This window comes from Streptomyces sp. NBC_00310, assembly GCF_036208085.1.
Lineage (GTDB): Bacteria > Actinomycetota > Actinomycetes > Streptomycetales > Streptomycetaceae > Streptomyces.
Genome location: NZ_CP130714.1, coordinates 5,495,201 through 5,512,509, shown reverse-complemented (window position 1 = coordinate 5,512,509; position 17,309 = coordinate 5,495,201). Strand labels below are relative to the sequence as shown.

At 72.3% G+C, this 17,309-nt stretch carries 10 protein-coding genes and 2 tRNA genes; 10 read left to right on the top strand and 2 right to left on the bottom strand.

Going from position 1 to position 17,309, the window contains the following annotated elements; all coding sequences use genetic code 11:
• Window positions 1-20: 20 nt before the first annotated feature.
• Window positions 21-1,679, top strand: coding sequence for a long-chain fatty acid--CoA ligase (locus tag OG202_RS24185; protein WP_327728851.1), 1,659 nt, complete (start codon window positions 21-23; stop codon window positions 1,677-1,679).
• Between the two features lie 78 nt (window positions 1,680-1,757).
• Here OG202_RS24185 and OG202_RS24180 read toward each other — a convergent pair whose 3' ends face one another.
• On the bottom strand, window positions 1,758-7,250 hold the full coding sequence (locus OG202_RS24180; protein WP_328223586.1) for a PAS domain-containing protein: 5,493 nt from the start codon (window positions 7,248-7,250) through the stop codon (window positions 1,758-1,760).
• Window positions 7,251-7,570: 320 nt separating this feature from the next.
• Window positions 7,571-8,098, bottom strand: coding sequence for an SSI family serine proteinase inhibitor (locus OG202_RS24175; RefSeq protein WP_327728853.1), 528 nt, complete (start codon window positions 8,096-8,098; stop codon window positions 7,571-7,573).
• Between the two features lie 210 nt (window positions 8,099-8,308).
• Between OG202_RS24175 and OG202_RS24170 the strand changes: the two genes are divergently transcribed.
• The 9 genes from OG202_RS24170 (at window position 8,309) to OG202_RS24130 (ending at window position 17,190) form a co-directional block, all read left to right on the top strand.
• Window positions 8,309-8,399 (top strand) — tRNA-Ser (locus OG202_RS24170).
• A 199-nt stretch (window positions 8,400-8,598) separates the two neighbouring features.
• Window positions 8,599-8,671, top strand: a tRNA-Arg gene (locus OG202_RS24165).
• Between the two features lie 63 nt (window positions 8,672-8,734).
• Window positions 8,735-8,956 carry a hypothetical protein gene (locus OG202_RS24160; RefSeq protein ID WP_013002359.1) on the top strand — a complete coding sequence of 74 codons (222 nt, stop codon included), beginning with the start codon at window positions 8,735-8,737 and terminating at the stop codon, window positions 8,954-8,956.
• Window positions 8,957-9,136: 180 nt separating this feature from the next.
• On the top strand, window positions 9,137-10,024 hold the full coding sequence (locus tag OG202_RS24155; protein ID WP_328223585.1) for a DUF2797 domain-containing protein: 888 nt from the start codon (window positions 9,137-9,139) through the stop codon (window positions 10,022-10,024).
• A 193-nt stretch (window positions 10,025-10,217) separates the two neighbouring features.
• Complete coding sequence (locus OG202_RS24150; protein WP_328223584.1) at window positions 10,218-10,658, top strand: antibiotic biosynthesis monooxygenase family protein; 441 nt, start codon at window positions 10,218-10,220, stop codon at window positions 10,656-10,658.
• Between the two features lie 253 nt (window positions 10,659-10,911).
• Window positions 10,912-11,652 carry a response regulator transcription factor gene (locus OG202_RS24145; RefSeq protein WP_046912936.1) on the top strand — a complete coding sequence of 247 codons (741 nt, stop codon included), beginning with the start codon at window positions 10,912-10,914 and terminating at the stop codon, window positions 11,650-11,652.
• The gene (locus tag OG202_RS24140) at window positions 11,649-13,343 is read left to right on the top strand and encodes a sensor histidine kinase (protein ID WP_327728856.1); all 1,695 of its coding nucleotides are present in this window, start codon (window positions 11,649-11,651) and stop codon (window positions 13,341-13,343) included. The genes OG202_RS24145 and OG202_RS24140 overlap by 4 nt, the downstream gene beginning before the upstream one ends.
• A 26-nt stretch (window positions 13,344-13,369) precedes the next feature.
• Window positions 13,370-14,974 (top strand): bifunctional glycosyltransferase family 2/GtrA family protein, encoded by a 1,605-nt coding sequence (locus OG202_RS24135; RefSeq protein ID WP_328223583.1) that lies wholly within the window; start codon window positions 13,370-13,372, stop codon window positions 14,972-14,974.
• Entirely contained in the window at window positions 14,971-17,190 is a 2,220-nt protein-coding gene (locus tag OG202_RS24130) for an ArnT family glycosyltransferase (protein WP_328223582.1), read from the top strand. Before OG202_RS24135 ends, OG202_RS24130 begins: the two co-directional genes overlap by 4 nt.
• The last annotated feature ends 119 nt before the right edge of the window (window positions 17,191-17,309 follow it).

Sequence of the window (17,309 nt, the reverse complement as noted above, 5' to 3'; positions counted from 1 at the left end):
AGCCGCCCCGGGAGGACGCCGTGCTGAGCACCATGCAGGACGTACCGCTGTTGATCTCCAGGATCCTGACCCATGGACAGGTCATCCACGGGACGTCGCAGGTGATCACCTGGACCGGTGAGGGTGAGCCCGAACGCCGCTCCTACGCCGAGATCGGCGCCCGCACCGCGCAGCTGGCCCACGCCCTGCGCGAGGACCTCGGAGTCGACGGCGACGAGCGCGTCGCGACTCTCATGTGGAACAACTCGGAGCATGTGGAGGCGTACTTCGCGATCCCCTCCATGGGGGCCGTCCTCCACACCCTCAATCTGCGCCTGCCCCCCGAGCAGCTCGCCTGGATCGTCAACCACGCCGCCGACCGCGTGATCATCGCGAACGGCTCGCTATTGCCCCTCCTCGCGCCGCTCCTCCCGCACCTCAAGCCGGTGGAGCACGTCGTCGTCGCCGGACCCGGCGACCGGTCGCTGCTCGCCGGAGCGAGCGTCCAGGTGCACGAGTACGAGGACCTGATCGCCGGGAAGCCGACCACGTACGACTGGCCCGAGCTGGACGAACGCTCCGCCGCCGCCATGTGTTACACCTCCGGCACCACCGGCGACCCCAAGGGCGTCGTCTACTCCCACCGCTCGATCTATCTGCACTCCATGCAGGTCAACATGGCCCAGTCCATGGGCCTGACGGACGCGGACCTCTCGCTCGTCGTCGTCCCGCAGTTCCATGTCAACGCCTGGGGCCTGCCGCACGCGACCTTCATGACCGGCGTCAACATGCTGATGCCGGACCGGTTTCTGCAGCCCGGCCCGCTCGCCGAGATGATCGAGACGCAGAAGCCGACGCACGCCGCCGCCGTCCCCACCATTTGGCAGGGCCTGCTCGCGGAGCTGACCGCCCGCCCGCGCGAGGTCTCCTCGCTCACCCAGGTGACCATCGGCGGTTCGGCCTGCCCGCCCGCCCTCATGGAGGCCTTCGACAAGCTGGGGATGCACGTCTGCCACGCCTGGGGCATGACGGAGACCTCCCCGCTCGGCACGATCGCCCGGCCGCCGGCCCATGTCGAGCCCGACTCGGAGGAGGAGCTCGCCTACCGCCTCACCCAGGGCCGCTTCCCCGCCTCCGTCGAGGCCCGCCTCACCGGCCCCGGCGGCGAACGCCTCCCCTGGGACGGCGAGTCCGCCGGTGAGCTGGAGGTCCGTGGCCCCTGGATCGCGGGCGCCTACTACGGCGGTTCGGGCGCCGAACCCGTCCGCCCCGACGACAAGTTCAGCGAGGACGGCTGGCTGAAGACGGGCGACGTCGGCACGATCAGCCCCGACGGCTTCCTCACCCTCACCGACCGCGCCAAGGACGTCATCAAGTCCGGCGGCGAGTGGATCTCCTCCGTCGAGCTGGAGAACGCCCTCATGGCTCACCCGGACGTTGCCGAGGCCGCCGTCGTCGCCGTACCGGACGACAAGTGGGGCGAGCGTCCCCTCGCCACGGTCGTGTTGAAGGAGGGGTCCACCACCGACTTCGCCGCCCTGCGTTCCTTCCTCGCCGACGAGGGTCACATCGCCAAGTGGCAGCTGCCCGAGCGCTGGACGATCATCGAGTCGGTGCCGAAGACGAGCGTGGGCAAGTTCGACAAGAAGGTGCTGCGGAGGCAGTACGCGGAGGGCTCGCTGGATGTGACGCAGATCTAGGACGCGTCGCGGTCAGGTGAGGTGATGGTGGGGCGGTGTTTCACGTGAAACACCGCCCCACCGCCATGCGTGGGGGGATCAGTTCGTGCCGACTCGTGCCAGCAGGTCCACGATGCGGGTCTGTACTTCGGGGCTCGTCGAGCGTTCCGCGAGGAAGAGGACCGTCTCTCCCGAGGCCAGGCGCGGGAGTTCGGACTGGTCGACGGCGGCGGTGTAGACGACGAGCGGGGTGCGGTTCAACTGGCCGTTCGTCCGCAGCCAGTCGATGATTCCGGCCTGGCGGCGGTGCACCTGCAGCAGGTCCATCACCACGAGGTTCGGCCGCATCTGCGCGGCCAGCGTGACGGCGTCCGCGTCCGACGCGGCCCGTGCGACCTGCATGCCACGCCGTTCCAGCGTCGCGGTCAGGGCGAGCGCGATCTCCGCGTGCTCCTCGATGAGCAGGACGCGCGGCGGGTGCTGCTCGGAGTCGCGCGGCGCGAGCGCCTTCAGCAGGATGGCCGGGTCGGCGCCGTACGCCGCCTCGCGCGTCGCCTGGCCGAGTCCCGCCGTCACGAGGACGGGGACCTCGGCGGCCACGGCGGCCTGGCGCAGCGACTGGAGGGCCGTGCGGGTGATGGGGCCGGTCAGCGGGTCGACGAACAGGGCGGCCGGGTAGGCGGCGATCTGGGCGTCCACGTCCTCGCGGGAGTTCACGATGACGGGCCGGTAGCCGCGGTCGCTCAGCGCCTGATGGGTCGACGCGTCCGGCGCGGGCCACACCAGCAGCCGGCGCGGGTTGTCCAGCGGCTCCGGAGGCAACTCGTCGTCCATCGGCTGCGGATGCGGCCGGTCGGGGACCTCCACGGCGCCGCCGGGCCCGTCCAGCGGCTCGGGACCTTCGGCCGCGTTCTCGTCGGGTGCCCCTATGGCGTACGACCGCCCGGCACCCTCCGTACGGCCCGCCAGCCGGGACTGCCCGGCGAGGGAGGGCTGCGGCGGGAGCGGGACCTGCCCGGCGAGGGAGGGCTGGGCCGGCAGCGGGGTCTGGCCGGCGAGGGAGGGCTGCGCCGTATGCGCGGCTGCCTGCTGGGGCTGGGCCGCCGCCTGGGCGGGCGGCGGGGTCTGGCCGGTGCCGGTGCCGGTGCCGGTGCCGATGCTGATACCGGTGCCGTTGGTCGGGGTGGACTGCGGGTGGGGGCGCGCGGACGTTTCGGGTCGGCCGACCCCCTGGGGCGGTGTCCCGAGCTTGCGGCGCCTGCCGGAACCACCGGGCTGATTCGGTGCGGGTGTGGCTCCGGTCTGGGGCTGCGTCTGTGCGCCTGCCTGTGCCTGTGCCTGTGCCTGGGCTTGCGCCTGGGGACCGCCCTGGCGGGAGAACGGGACGCCCTGGCCGAGCGTCCGCACGCTGATCGACCGTCCCTGGGTGGAGTTGGGGTCGACGGGGGCGGGAGCGGCGGCGGGGACCGGGGCGGCCTGGGCCCGAACCTGGGCTTGGGCCGGAGCCGGAGACGGAGCCGGGGCTTGGGCCGGGGCCGGGGCCGCGGCTTCGGCGGGCAACGGCTGTGCGGCGCGCGGCTGTTGCTGTACGGCGACCTCCGGCGGCAGCGGAGTGCCCGAGGAGGGGGTGGACTGCGGGGGCAGCGGCGCCTGCGGAGCGGCTACGGGGATGGCGGCCCCGGAGGTCTCCTGGCGGGGGTCCGGCCAGGACTGGGGCTGCTGCGGCTGGGGTGCGCCGGGGGCCGCGGCCGCACCCTGAGCCGGGACGGGCTGCTGGGCGCCGGGCACCCCTGGTGCGGGCACGGGCTGGGCGACGCCCTGGACGGGCTGCGCGCCCTGCACTCCCGGTACGAGGACGGAGTGACCGAGGGCTCCGGCGTGCGCGGGCACCTGCTGTGCGCCACCGGGGGCACCTTGCGGCGGGACGGCGCCTTGCGCGGCGACGGGATGTCCGACGGCGGTCTGTCCGACGGTGTCGGGTTGTCCTGGAGCGGCCTGGGTGGCAGCGGCCTGGCCTGCGGCCGCCTGCCCGGCGGCTGCCTGAGCGGCGCCCCCCGGGGCCCCCTGCGGAGAGACGGACTGCGCGGCCGCGATTCCCGCCGCGGCGGGCTGACCGGGAGCCACGCCAGGGGCCTGGGCGGGGACGGGCTGCGCGCCCTGTACACCCTGAACGGCTTGGACCCCTTGTAGGCCCTGCACTCCCGGTACGACGACGGAGTGGCCGAGGGCTCCGGCGTGCGCGGGCACCTGCTGCGGGCCGCCCGGGACACCCTGGGCGGGCACGGGCTGTGCGGTGGCCACGGGTGCGCCCTGTGCGGGCACCGGCTGTTCCGGTCCTCCCTGCGGGGGAATCCCCTGCGCGGGAGCACCCTGGGGCGGCACCCCTTGTGCGGGAGCCATCGTCGCCACGCCGTCACCCTGCTGGGGAGCGGTCTGCCGTGCCGCCCGGCGGCGGCCCGTCGGCGTGGGCACCGGGTGCGGCTGCGGCGGGGTGTGGTCGGTCGGGTCGTGCAGCGCGGCGTCGTGGCGACCGTCGTCGGCACCCCCGGCCGGGGCACCCGACATCTGGCCCTCGACGGTCACTTGGCCCGCACCCGGGTTCTGCCCGGCACCGGCGCCTTGACCAGCGCCAGGAGCCTGCCCCACACCGGCTGCCTGACCCACGCCGGGGGCCTGACCCACACCGGCGGCCTGACCCGCGCCGGGGCCCTGCCCGGCACCGGCCACCTGGCCCGCACCCGCACCCGCACCGGCGACGCCACCCGGCGCCCCCGGACCATTCTGGGGGACCTGCTGCCCGGCTCCGGCGCCCTGCTGTCCTCCCCCACTGACCTGCTGCCCGATCCCGGCGGCAGGCACCGGCTCTCCGGCAGGCACAACTCCCGCGGCCTGCACGGGTCCTCCGACCTGCACGGGCCCTCCGGCGGGCACCGGCCCTCCGGCGGGCACCGGCCCTCCGGCGGGCACCGGCCCTCCGGCGGGCACCGGCCCTCCGGCGGGCACCGGCCCTCCGGCCGCAGCAGCCATACCCCCGGCCGCAGCGGCCACACCCTGGCCGCCCTCACCGTCGTACCCCGCACCCTGCGCGGGCACGGGCACGGCGGGTCCGGCCGGGCCTGCCGGCAGCGGCATGGGCGTGCCGGGCGCACCCGGTCCCGCGGGCAGGGGGAGCGGACCGAGTCCGGCCGCCTGTGCGTACTCGGGCCCCCGGTCGGCCTCGGCCGGCGGCAGCGCGAAGACCGCTCGCGCACCCGGTGCGGGCGCGGCGGCGCGCTCCTCCCCGCCCCCGAGGGCGCGACGACGGCGTCCGGTGGGCTGCTGGGCGCCGCCCGCCTCGCCGGACGCGGCGTCGTCGGCGGTCGCCTCGGTGACCGGGCTCGGCCCCGCCGGCAGCGCCGGAGGCAGAGCGTTCTGTGCCACGGGCTCCCGGCGCGCGCGCCGTCCGCCGGGCGCGGGCACGCCTTGCGGCGGCACCGTCCCGCCCAGGCCGGAGGCGGCGGCAGCGGCACCCGCCGCGTGCTCGGCCGCCGTGACGACCGCGCCCTCGGTGGCCACGGACTCACCGGCGGCTTCGGCCGAGGCGGCACGTCCACGCCGTCGCCCGGTACCTCCGGAGCCCTCGGCCTCGGCGCCCTGCGCGGGTCCGGCGGCCTCGCCGGACCCGGCTGCCGCACCGGCCGCGGCCGCCGCGTCCTCCGCCCTGCGCCTGCGCCGCCCGGTCGGGGCGACAGCGGTCTCGCCCTCCCCACCTTCGGGAGCGTCCTCGCTCTCCAGGAACGCGTCCACCGACGATCGCCGTGCCCGCCGCCGCCCGCCGCCGCCACCGGCGGCGGCCTGGTCGGGCAAGGAGACCTCGGCACCGGTCGCCATGTACTCGGGTTCGGCCTCGACGCCCGTCTCGGCGGGCAGCGCCTGCGAGGGGACCGCCCCGGCACCGCCACCCAGCGGCACCTCCAGCACATACGCGCTGCCGCTCATCCCCGGCACCTCGACCGTCTGGAGCACACCGCCGTGCGCCCGCACGATCCCCTGGACGATCGGCTGGTGCACCGGGTCTCCCCCGGCGTATGGCCCGCGCACCTCGATGCGGACGACCTCACCGCGCTGCGCGGCCGCCACGACGACGGTGTTGTCCATGTAGCCGCCGGTGGACATGGGCGCGTTGCCCGTCGCGTCGACACCGGCGACATCCGCGACGAGATGGGCGAGCGCGGTCGCGAGCCGCACCTGGTCCACCTCGGCCTCGATGGGCGGCGCGTGCACGGCGAACTGCACCCGTCCCGGCCCGACCAGTTCCACGGCCCCGTCGACCCCGGCCGCGACGACCGCGTCGAGCATGACGGCCGTACGCACCAGGGTGTCCTCGCCCGCGTCGATCCGCTGGTAGCCGAGCACGTTGTCGATGAGCGTCGTGATCCGCGAGTACCCGGCGGTCAGGTGGTGCAGCACCTGGTTGGCCTCGGGCCACAGCTGCCCGGCGTCGTCGGCGGCGAGCGTGCCCAGTTCACCGCGGAGTTGGTCGAGCGGGCCGCGCAGCGAGGTGCCCAGCACGGCGAGCAGCTGCTCGTGCCGCGCGGCCAGCGCCTCGTACCGGTCCTTCTCGCGCTCCCCGAGCGCCGCGTACCGCTCGTCGCCGGCGGCGAGCTCCTCGGCGTGCTGTTCGGCCAGTTCGGCCAGCTCGGCGGCGTGCTCCTCGCGTACGCCCGCGAGTTCCTCGGCGTGCTCCTTGGCGAGCCGCTCCAGCTCCTCCGCGTGCGTCTCGGCCTCGGCGTCCTTCTCCTCGGCGAGCTTGTCGTACGGCCGCCGGTCGGTGAACGTCATCACGGCGCCGACGAGCTGATCCCCGTCGCGCACCGGCGCGGTCGTCAGGTCGACCGACACCTTCTCGCCGTTCTTCGACCACAGCACCTGCCCGCGCACCCGGTGCTTGCGCCCGGACTTCAGGGTGTCCGCGAGCGGCGACTCGGTGTACGGGAAGGGGGCGCCGTCCTCGCGGGAGTGCAGCACGAGGGTGTGCAGCTCGCGTCCGCCGAGGTCACTGGCCCGATAACCCAGTATCTGGGCGGCGGCCGGATTGACGAGGACGATCCTGCCGTCCGTGTCGGTCCCGACCACGCCCTCGGACGCGGCCCGCAGGATCATCTCGGTCTGCCGTTGCGAACGCGCGAGTTCGGCCTCGGTGTCGACGGTGCCCGAAAGATCCCGTACGACCAGCATGAGCAGCTCGTCGTTGGCGTAGCCGTAACCGTCGTACGCCTGCTGCCCGTTCTCCAGATTCGCGCTTGTGACCTCGACCGGGAACTCGCTGCCGTCGGTCCGGCGGGCGGTCATCCGGGTCGGCTTGGTCCGCCCGGTCGGGTCCATGGTGTCGGGCCGCCGCATGGAGCCCGGGATGAGCCGGGAGTCGAACTCGGGCAGCAGGTCCAGCAACCCGCGCCCGACCAACGCGGTCCCGGGGGTCTCGAAGGCCTCCAGGGCGATCGTGTTGGCGTTGACGACGGTCCCATTGGCGTTGACCAGCACCAACGCATCGGGCAGCGCGTCCAGTATGGCTGCGAGGCGAGCAGCGCCTCGGGATGGCCTGCTGCTCACGAGACGCTTCCTCCCTGTTACCGCACCTTGCCGACCGCTGGGCCCATGGCCATCTTGCCAACCGGCCCGCAACGTGTCACGCGAGGGAGTCTACGGGCAGAGGTTGCGCTCGCGACGCCGGATGAGAGGGAGGTCGCACACCGAACATACGGAGATGCCGTGACTGTGCGGACGGGGGTGCCGTGACCGTGTGTTTTGCCCGACGGACTTGCCCGCGGCACATATGTACGGGCTGTGCACGGGTGTCGAGGGGGCTGTCGGCGCCGCGCGTCGGGTGGCTGGTTTCTCTTCCTCCCTCTCTACCCCCTCTATACGCGCTCCTAGGCGCGGAGGTCCGGCAGCACGGGCACCAGTGCGTCCCAGCGGGCGATCTCGCAGCCGTTGCCGCGGTCGAAGCGGGCGTCGACGCGTCGCCCGGCCCAGGTCCCGGTGACGTACGCGGTGGCCGGCCCGCCGTACTGCATCGTGCAGACGGCGTCGGGCCGGACCGGCGCGAACGGATCCTTCCCCCAGACCGTCCGCCGATCGAGCCGCCCGCACGCCTCACGCGCGTCCGGGTGGCTGCCGCCCTGGGGGTGGCACCGCAGCTCGAACGTCCCGTCCGCCCCGCCGCCGGCCTCGCGCACGGTGACGGTCAACCGGTCCCCGGTCTCGGGCGCGGGCGTGGGTGTGGGTGTGGGCAGGGGCAGTGACGCGTGCGACACCGCTTCGGCGGCGTACGCGTCCGGCGCCACCGGCGCGAGCGTGCCCGCGGCGGCCGCGGCGAGCGAGGCGGCGGCACCGAGGAACAGCCGGCCCAGGGCGGCGGCGGGACGGCTGGGGGACGCGGCGGGAGGGGTCTGCGACATGACCTGACTAACGTCACGCCCGCCTCACGGTTGCGGCGCCACGTCCGCCGTTCCGCGGCGCCCCGTCAGGCCGTCGCACCACTCCCGACGTGCCATACGGCTTTGCCCTGCGGCCTCTCCGCCTAGTACCGTGGGAGGCGATTGGTGACAGCCCACCCGGCTGTGTCATCATCTGCACGCACCACTCGCGCTCGCGTGGGCGGTTGTGCTGGAGGCGTCGCCTAGTCCGGTCTATGGCGCCGCACTGCTAATGCGGTTTGGGACTTCAATCCCATCGAGGGTTCAAATCCCTCCGCCTCCGCGCTTGATCACCGAAGCCCCGGTCCACCCGACCGGGGCTTCGTCGTCCCCACCCCGCTCCGAGAGCGCCCCAGAAGCTGTTTCCCCAGGTCACAAGGGCTATGGCAAACGGATTTCACATGGCGACGGCAGTCATGTAATGTTCTTCCTGTCGCCGAGAGCGGGCCGAAAGGGCCAGGATCGGCGGGAAAACAGAACAAGCACTCGTAGCTTAACGGATAGAGCATCTGACTACGGATCAGAAGGTTGCAGGTTCGAATCCTGCCGAGTGCACACAAGCAAGACGAGGGCCCCGGAGAGATCCGGGGCCCTCGTCGTTGGCGCATACTGGTCTCAATGACAAAGCCAGGTGCACCGAAGCGCTATCTGCCCACCAGTCCCTTCAAGGCCCCGGTCGCTCCGCCTCCCAAGCACTTCGCGGTGGGCGACCAGGTCACACACGACATGTACGGCCTCGGCCGAGTGATCGGCATCGAGGACGGGATCGCCGCCCTCGTCGATTTCGGCTCCGCGCGACAGCGGATCCTGAGCCCGTACACCAAGATGAGCAAGCTGTAGGCCCGACCGCCGGGTTCCGCCCCTGAGGGGGGCGCGGCCGGCCGCGTCGCCGAGCCATGCCGCCCCGCCTCCGGCTTCGCCATGCCATCGCGGCATCGCCGCCTTCCGACGACGAACCTTCCCGAGGTCCGGACCGCCGGGCGGAGGCGCTGTCAGTGGTGCCCTCTAACGTCGTGGGGGATGGCACGCGTGTGGAGATGTACGGGGCTGCGGTGGAGCGAGGACGGGCCGCTGTTGGGGTGGGCGGGTGGACGGGGGAGTCCATTGCCCCAGGGGAAGGTGGTGGCTTTCGGAGTCGTGAGCGAGGGGCGTCGCACGTGCGTCGGCGCCAGGGGGAACCCGTGTCCGGTGCGTGCGGGGGTGCCGGGGCGGAGTATCGGGGCTCGGTGTGAGGAGTGTGCGCGGCTCGACCGGGCGCATTCCGTGGCCGCCGACACGATCGCCGATGACCCGCGGCCGTATCACGTGTACCTCGCGTGGTTCGGGCCCGCACAAGTGAAGGTCGGGATCACCGCGGTCGAGCGGGGGCCGGCGCGGCTGTTGGAGCAGGGGGCGGTCTGCTTCGGGTGGCTCGGGCGGGGGCCGCTGATGGCAGCGCGGCGGGTGGAGGAGATGCTGCGGGCCGCGCTCAAGGTGCCGGATCGGATTCCGTACACCGAGAAGCGGCTCGTGCGGGCCGACCTGCCGGGCGTCGAGGAGCGCGTCGGGGAGCTGGCGGAGCTGCATGGGCGGGCCCTGGGGCTCGCCGGGTGGCCCGAGTCGTTGGAGCCCGTGCCCTTCCAAGCCGTCGATCACTTCGGCGTGTTCGGACTCGGCGGGTTGCCGGCCGCCGACGGTGTGGTGACCGAGCTGGTCGCCGGTGGGGTCGTGGGCGGTGAGGTCCTCGCCGTCGCCGGACCCGATCTGCATCTGGCCACCGGGCGAGGCACCGTCGTCCTCGATACGCGGCTCATGACCGGCTGGGAGTTGACCGCTCCCGTCGGCGAGGGAGCCCGTGACGTCCTCACCGTGCCCGTACGGGAGTTGAAGAGCCCGGGGGACGGGAGCGTGCAGGACGGGCTGTTCTGAGGGGGGCCGAGGGGCCTGAAGGGCCTGAAGGGCCTGAGGGTGCCTAAGGGGCAGGGCGCCATGGGCGCGGTGGGTCCGGGGGCGATGAGCGCGATGGGCGCGGCGGGTGCGGCGGGTAAAGACTTCGATCCCTTTGGGATCCCGTTCGGAAAGGCTGTGGACGTCGGTCGCGGCCCGGCCCGAGAGTGTTGCCATGAGTGATCAGCGGATAGCGCCTGACGAAGCACCGGACAACGCACCCGACGAAGCACCGGACAACGCACCGGACAACGCACCGGACGACGTATCTGCCGTAGCGCCCGTACCCGCCCACGAACCGCCTTACTACGCCGTCGTCTTCACCTCCACGCGGACCGAGGACCAGAGCGGGTACGGGGAGACCGCCGACCGGTTGGAGGAGTTGGTCAAGGGCGTGCCGGGGTTCCTCGGGATGGATCAGGCTCGGACACCCGGCGGGATGGCCATCACCGTGGGGTACTTCCGGGACGCCGAAGCCATCGAGGCGTGGCGGGGCGATGTCGAGCACCGGGCGGCGCAGAAGCGGGGGCGGGCCGAGTGGTACGAGAGCTACACGCTGCACATCGCCAAGGTCGAGCGGAGCCACGGCTTTGTGAGGGGAGAGGGCGAAGCATGACGGCGCTTGCATAAAGCCGGGGTCAGGGCAGGGGCGCGGGGAGGGTGCCGCCGTGGTCGTGAGGCTGTGGGTTCGCGGTGAGGCGGCCTGGCGAATGCCGTGGGAACGGTCAGAAACGTGCTGGTCGGCGCGGGTGGTGTCCGAGAAGTCGGGGATCTTCCCAAGGGTTGCCTGAGAGGCGCCTGTGCGTTTCTCAGAAAAATCACAGGTTCCGGAAAGGGTGTTCTCAGGGGGCCCCGACAAGGTGTCCAGCATGACCACGACCTCGCCCCAGGGGCGCACCGAACTGCTGAGGCCGGACGGGAGCCCCGTCCGAGTGCTTGTGGTGGACGACGAGCTGTCGATCACCGAACTGCTGTCCATGGCCCTGCGCTATGAGGGATGGCAGATCCGGAGTGCGGGGGACGGCACGGGTGCCCTCCAGACCGCCCGGGACTTCCGGCCCGACGCCGTCGTCCTCGACATGATGCTGCCCGACATGGACGGGCTCACCGTCCTCGGGCGGCTGCGGCGCGAGCTGCCGGACGTGCCGGTGCTCTTCCTGACCGCGAAGGACGCGGTCGAGGACCGGATCGCCGGGCTCACCGCCGGCGGTGACGACTACGTCACCAAGCCGTTCAGTCTCGAAGAGGTCGTCGCCCGGCTGCGCGGGCTCATCCGCCGCTCCGGTGCCGCCGACCGCCGCTCCGACTCCGTGCTCGTCGTCGGTGACCTCATGCTCGACGAGGACAGCCACGAGGTGTCGCGCGGCGGGGCGAACATCCACCTCACCGCCACGGAGTTCGAGCTGCTGCGGTTCCTGATGCGGAACCCGAGGCGGGTGCTCAGCAAGGCCCAGATACTCGACCGGGTGTGGTCGTACGACTTCGGCGGGCAGGCCAACGTGGTCGAGCTCTACATCTCGTATCTGCGGCGGAAGATCGACGCCGGGCGCGAGCCGATGATCCATACCCGGCGTGGGGCCGGTTACCTGATCAAGCCCGCCGCGTCATGAGCGGGCGACGACGGACGCGTACGCAGAGGCAGCTGAAGCTGAGGCGAGGGCGAGGACGACAGCCGCGCACCCTGCGTACGCGGCTCGTCGTCTCCGTGGTGGCGTTGGTCGCGGTGGTGTGTGCGGTCATCGGTACGGTGACCACGGTCGCGTTGAGCGAGCGCCTGAACGACCAGCTCAACGATCAGGTGACGGAGGTCGCCATGCGTGCCTCTGGCGGTCCGCTGAAGCCAGAGGGCGCTGGTGACGACAACCGGCCCCCGCCGGACGGCCCCTTCGGGTTCGTCACGAAGGGCGGCACCGAGGAGAACACCGTCGTCGCCCAGGTGAGTACCTCCGGCGGGATCACGAAAGCTGTGGTGGCCAAGGAGAAGACCTCCGACAGCGAGGGCTTCGAGGGCATGACGGCCGTCGCACTGAGCGCCGAGAAGGTGGCCGCTCTCGCCGACGTGTCGAAGACAGGCACCCACACCGTGGAAATCACTGGCCTCGGTGAATACCGGGTCCAGTACGTCGAGGGCAACCGGGGCAACTTCTACGTCGCGCTCCCGACCGATTCCGTCACCAAGACCCTCAACACCCTCATCGCTGTCGAACTCAGCGTCACCGGCGCCGGCCTCGTCGCCGCCGGCATCGCCGGCTCCGTCCTCGTCGGCGTGGCCCTGCGCCCGCTCCGCAAGGTCGCCTCCACCGCCACCCGGGTCTCCGAGCTGCCGCTCCACACGGGCGAAGTCACCCTCAACGAGCGGGTGCCCGCGTCCGAGACCGACCCGCACACCGAGGTCGGCCAGGTGGGCGCCGCGCTCAACCGCATGCTCGACCACATCCACGGCGCCCTGCACTCGCGGCAGGAGAGCGAGACGCGCGTACGGCAGTTCGTCGCGGACGCCAGTCATGAGCTCAGGACGCCCCTCGCCTCCATTCGCGGCTACGCCGAGCTGACCCGGCGCGGCAGGGAGGAGATCGGGCCCGACACCCGGCACGCGCTCGGGCGGATCGAGTCCGAGTCCGGGCGGATGACCATGCTCGTCGAGGATCTGCTGCTGCTGGCGCGGCTCGACGCCGGCCGGCCGCTGCAGTTCGAGCAGACCGATCTCATCCCCCTCGTCGTGGACACCGTCAGCGACGCGCGTGTCGCCGGGCGGAGTCACAACTGGCGGCTCGACCTGCCGGACCTGCCCGCGCTCGTCTCGGCCGACGCGGCACGGCTTCAGCAGGTGCTCGTCAACCTGCTGGCGAACGCTCGCACGCATACCCCGCCCGGTACGACCGTCACCGCGCGCGTCCAGCGGCGTGGGCCGTGGATGTGCGTCGATGTCGAGGACGACGGGCAGGGCATCCCGGAGGAGTTGCTGCCGCACGTGTTCGAGCGGTTCGCGCGAGGGGACTCGTCGCGCTCCAGGGCGTCCGGGTCGACCGGGCTCGGGCTCGCCATCGTGCAGGCCGTGGCCGACGCGCACGGTGGTGCCGTGACCGTCGACAGCGTGCCCGGCAGGACCGTGTTCACCGTGCATCTGCCCGCCCTCGGCCGGGATGTGCCACCGCTCGACGACGCCGCGAACTGGCAGCTCGACGACGCGCAGTACGACGGCGGGCATGACGGAGAGTTCGACGGGAACGACCTGGTGTCCGGCGCGACAAACTGGCAATCGGACTCACAGGCACACCACAGTGTGAGCACACGGGCATAACAGAGCGGCTCGCGAATGTGGTTGTCATGCGAACCGACTCTTCTCCCGGCACCCTGCCGGCGCGGGAGCACCTCCCGGCCGGAAACGCCGGTACGCCTGTCCTGGACGTAGTGATCCCCGTCTACAACGAGGAGAAGGACCTCCAGCCGTGCGTGCTCAGACTGCACGAGCACCTCGCGCGCACCTTCCCGTACGCCTTCCGCATCACGATCGCGGACAACGCGTCCACGGACACCACCCCGCAGGTGGCCGCGCGGCTGGAGGCGGAGCTCCCCGAGGTCACGTCCTTCCGACTTGAGCAGAAGGGGCGCGGGCGGGCCCTCAGGACCGTGTGGTCCGCGTCCGACGCGCCGGTCCTCGCCTACATGGACGTGGACCTGTCCACCGACCTGAACGCCCTGCTGCCGCTGGTGGCCCCGCTGATCTCCGGTCACTCGGACCTCGCGATCGGCTCCCGGCTCGCCCGCTCCTCGCGGGTGGTGCGCGGCACCAAGCGGGAGTTCATCAGCCGTGCGTACAACCTGATCCTGCGCGGCTCGCTGCAGGCCCGCTTCTCGGACGCGCAGTGCGGGTTCAAGGCGATACGCCGCGACGTGGCGCAGGTGCTGCTGCCGCTCGTCGAGGACACCGGGTGGTTCTTCGACACCGAGATGCTGGTGCTTGCCGAGCGCGCCGGGCTCAGGATTCATGAAGTGCCGGTGGACTGGGTCGACGACCCGAACTCCACCGTCCACATCGTGAAGACCGCCACCGACGACCTCAAGGGTGTCTGGCGGGTCGGCAAGGCCCTGGCCACCGGATCACTCGCGCTGGACCGGCTCGCCCGGCCGTTCGGGGACGACCCCCGGGACCGCGAGATCCAGGACGTACCGCGCGGCCTCGCCCGCCAGCTCCTCGGCTTCTGCGTGGTGGGCGGCCTCTCCACCCTCTTCTACCTGCTCCTCTACAGCGGCTTCCGGACCTTCTCGGGGTCGCAGATCGCCAACGCGCTCGCCCTGCTGGTCTCGGCGGTCGCCAACACGGCGGCCAACCGGCGGCTGACCTTCGGCGTCCGCGGCCGCGGCGGTGTCATCAAGCACCAGGCACAGGGCCTGGTCGTGTTCGGCATCGGACTGGCCCTCACCAGCGGCTCGCTCGCCGCCCTGAACGCGGCGACCTCCGACCCCGCGCACTCCACGGAACTCGCGGTCCTCATCGCCGCCAACCTCGCGGCGACGGTGCTGCGGTTCCTGCTCTTCCGGGCGTGGGTGTTCCCGGACCGGGGTGACGGGTCGTCCCACGACGGGACGCCCGCTGCTCCGGGCTCGACCGTCGTCGCCTCGCACCAGCCCGCCGACGCGGCCTCGCCCCCGTACCCGACGTCGATCGGGGTGCGACCCGGTCAGCCCGGCCCGTACGGCCACCAGGACCGGTTCCACCCGCTGCCGCAGCGCCCGACCGTGAGCCAGAACAACCGCGCCGAGTACGCGACGGCGCCCCGAGCCCCGTACGGGAACGCCCCGTACGAGAACGCCCCGTACACCACGACCCAGTTCCGCGCCGGTGAAGCCGCGGACCGCACCTGGGGGGACGCGACCATGCCGATGCGGCCGGTGCGCCCGCACGATCAGGATTCGAGGAACGCACGATGACCACGCAGTTCGAGACGACGAGCCGGGCGGGGGATCCCGGCCCCGACCGGGACCCGTCGACGACGGCCCATCAGGAACCGGTGGTTCCGGAGGCACCCGCCGAGCCCCCGGCCCCCGGGGCCGGTGAGCCCAAGCAGCCCTTCGCCAAGCGGCTGTGGAGAGGCCGGCCGGAGGACAACCGCTGGACACGCCCCGGCTTCCTCCTCACGCTGCTGCTCATCGGCGGCCTCTACACCTGGAACCTCACGGCCTCCGGCTACGCCAACTCCTTCTACTCGGCGGCCGTGCAGGCGGGCAGCCAGTCCTGGAAGGCCTTCTTCTTCGGCTCGCTGGACTCCGCCAACGCCATCACCGTGGACAAGCCCCCGGCCTCGCTGTGGCCGATGGCGCTGTCGGTGCGGCTCTTCGGCCTCAACTCCTTCGCGATCCTGTTCCCGCAGGTCCTGATGGCGGTCGCCACCGCCGGGGTGCTGTGGGCGGCCGTACGCCGTCGCTTCACCGCCACGGCCGGCTTCCTCACCATGGCGGTGTTCGCGCTCACGCCCGTCGCCGCGCTGATGTTCCGCTTCAACAACCCGGACGCGGCCCTCGCGCTGCTGATGGCCGCCGCGGTCTACTGCACGCAGCGCGCGATGGAGAAGGCGCGGACGAAGTGGCTGGTCTGGGCGGGTGTCGCCATCGGCGTCGCCTTCCTCGTCAAGACCCTCCAGGCGTTCCTGATCCTGCCGCCCCTGGCGATCGTGTACGTCGTCCTCGCGCCGGCCCCGGTGAAGAAGCGGGTCGGTCAGGTGCTGCTCGCCGGGCTCGCGATGGTCGTCGCCGGCGGCTGGTGGGTCGCGATCGTCGAGCTGTGGCCCGCGTCCTCCCGCCCGTACATCGGCGGCTCGCAGAACAACTCCTTCCTCGAACTGACCTTCGGCTACAACGGTCTCGGCCGTATCAACGGCGAGGAGACCGGCAGCGTCGGCGGAGGCGGAGGCGGTGGTGGCGGCAACTGGGGCGAGACCGGCTGGGACCGGATGTTCAGCTCCTCCATCGGCGGCCAGATCTCCTGGCTGATCCCGGCCGCGCTGATCCTGCTGGGCGCCGCGATCTGGGCGACCCGCAAGTTGAAGCGCACGGACACCACCCGCGCGGCCTTCCTCCTCTGGGGCGGCTCGCTGCTGATCACCATGGTGGTCTTCAGCTTCATGCAGGGCATCTTCCACGAGTACTACACCGTGGCCCTGGCCCCCTACATCGCGCCGCTGATCGGTATGGGCGCGGCTCTGCTCTGGGACCGGCGGAGCAAGCTCTGGGCGTCGATCACCATGGCGGCCGCCATGACGGCCACGGCCGTCTGGGGTTACGTCCTCCTCAACCGCTCGTCCGACTACCTGCCCTGGCTCAAGTGGGTCGTGCTCGTCGGTGGCCTGGTCGCCGCGCTCGGCCTGGTCTTCGTGGCCAGGCTGGGGCGTCAACTGGCCCTGGCGGCCGTGGGCCTGAGCTTCGTCACCGCGGTGGCGGGTCCGACGGCGTACACCCTCACCACCCTGGGCGAGGGCCACACCGGCTCGATCGTGACGGCCGGTCCGTCCGTCCAGGGCGCCCGCGGCGGTCCCGGCGGCGGTGGCGGCATGGGCGGCGGTCCCGGTGGCGGCGGTGGCGGTATGCCGGGCCAGAACAACCAGCAGGGCAACGGCCAGAACCAGCAGGGCGGCCAGAACAACCAGCAGGGCAACGGTCAGATGGGCCAGCCCCCGACCGGCGGCTTCGGCGGCGGCCAGAACCAGCAGCAGGGCCAGGGCAACGGCCAGACCCGGAACGGTGACGGCGGCGGCATGGGTGGCGGCGGCGGTGGCGGCATGGGCGGCCTGATCAACGGCACCTCCGTCAGCGACGAGGCCAAGGAACTGCTGGAGAAGAACGCCGGTGACTACACCTGGGCCGCCGCCGCCATCGGCGCCCAGAACGCGGCGAGCTACCAGCTCTCCACCGGCGACCCGGTCATGGCGATCGGTGGCTTCAACGGCACCGACCCGTCCCCGACCCTCGCGGAGTTCAAGAAGTACGTGGCGGACGGCAAGATCCACTACTTCATCGCCGGCGGCTCCGGCGGCGGCATGGGCGGCAGCAGCGACGGCATCTCCTCGCAGATCACCTCCTGGGTCCAGGAGAACTTCGAGTCGGTGACGGTCGACGGCACGACGTTCTACGACCTGACGCAGGCGAAGTGACCGAGGCCGCGGCGTGAGCGGGGCCGTGGCGTGAGCGGGGCGGTGGCCCGGGGGCGGACGAACTCCCGGGCCACCGCCCTTTTCGGACGTCGGAGAAATACGTGTTGTACGCCGTATAG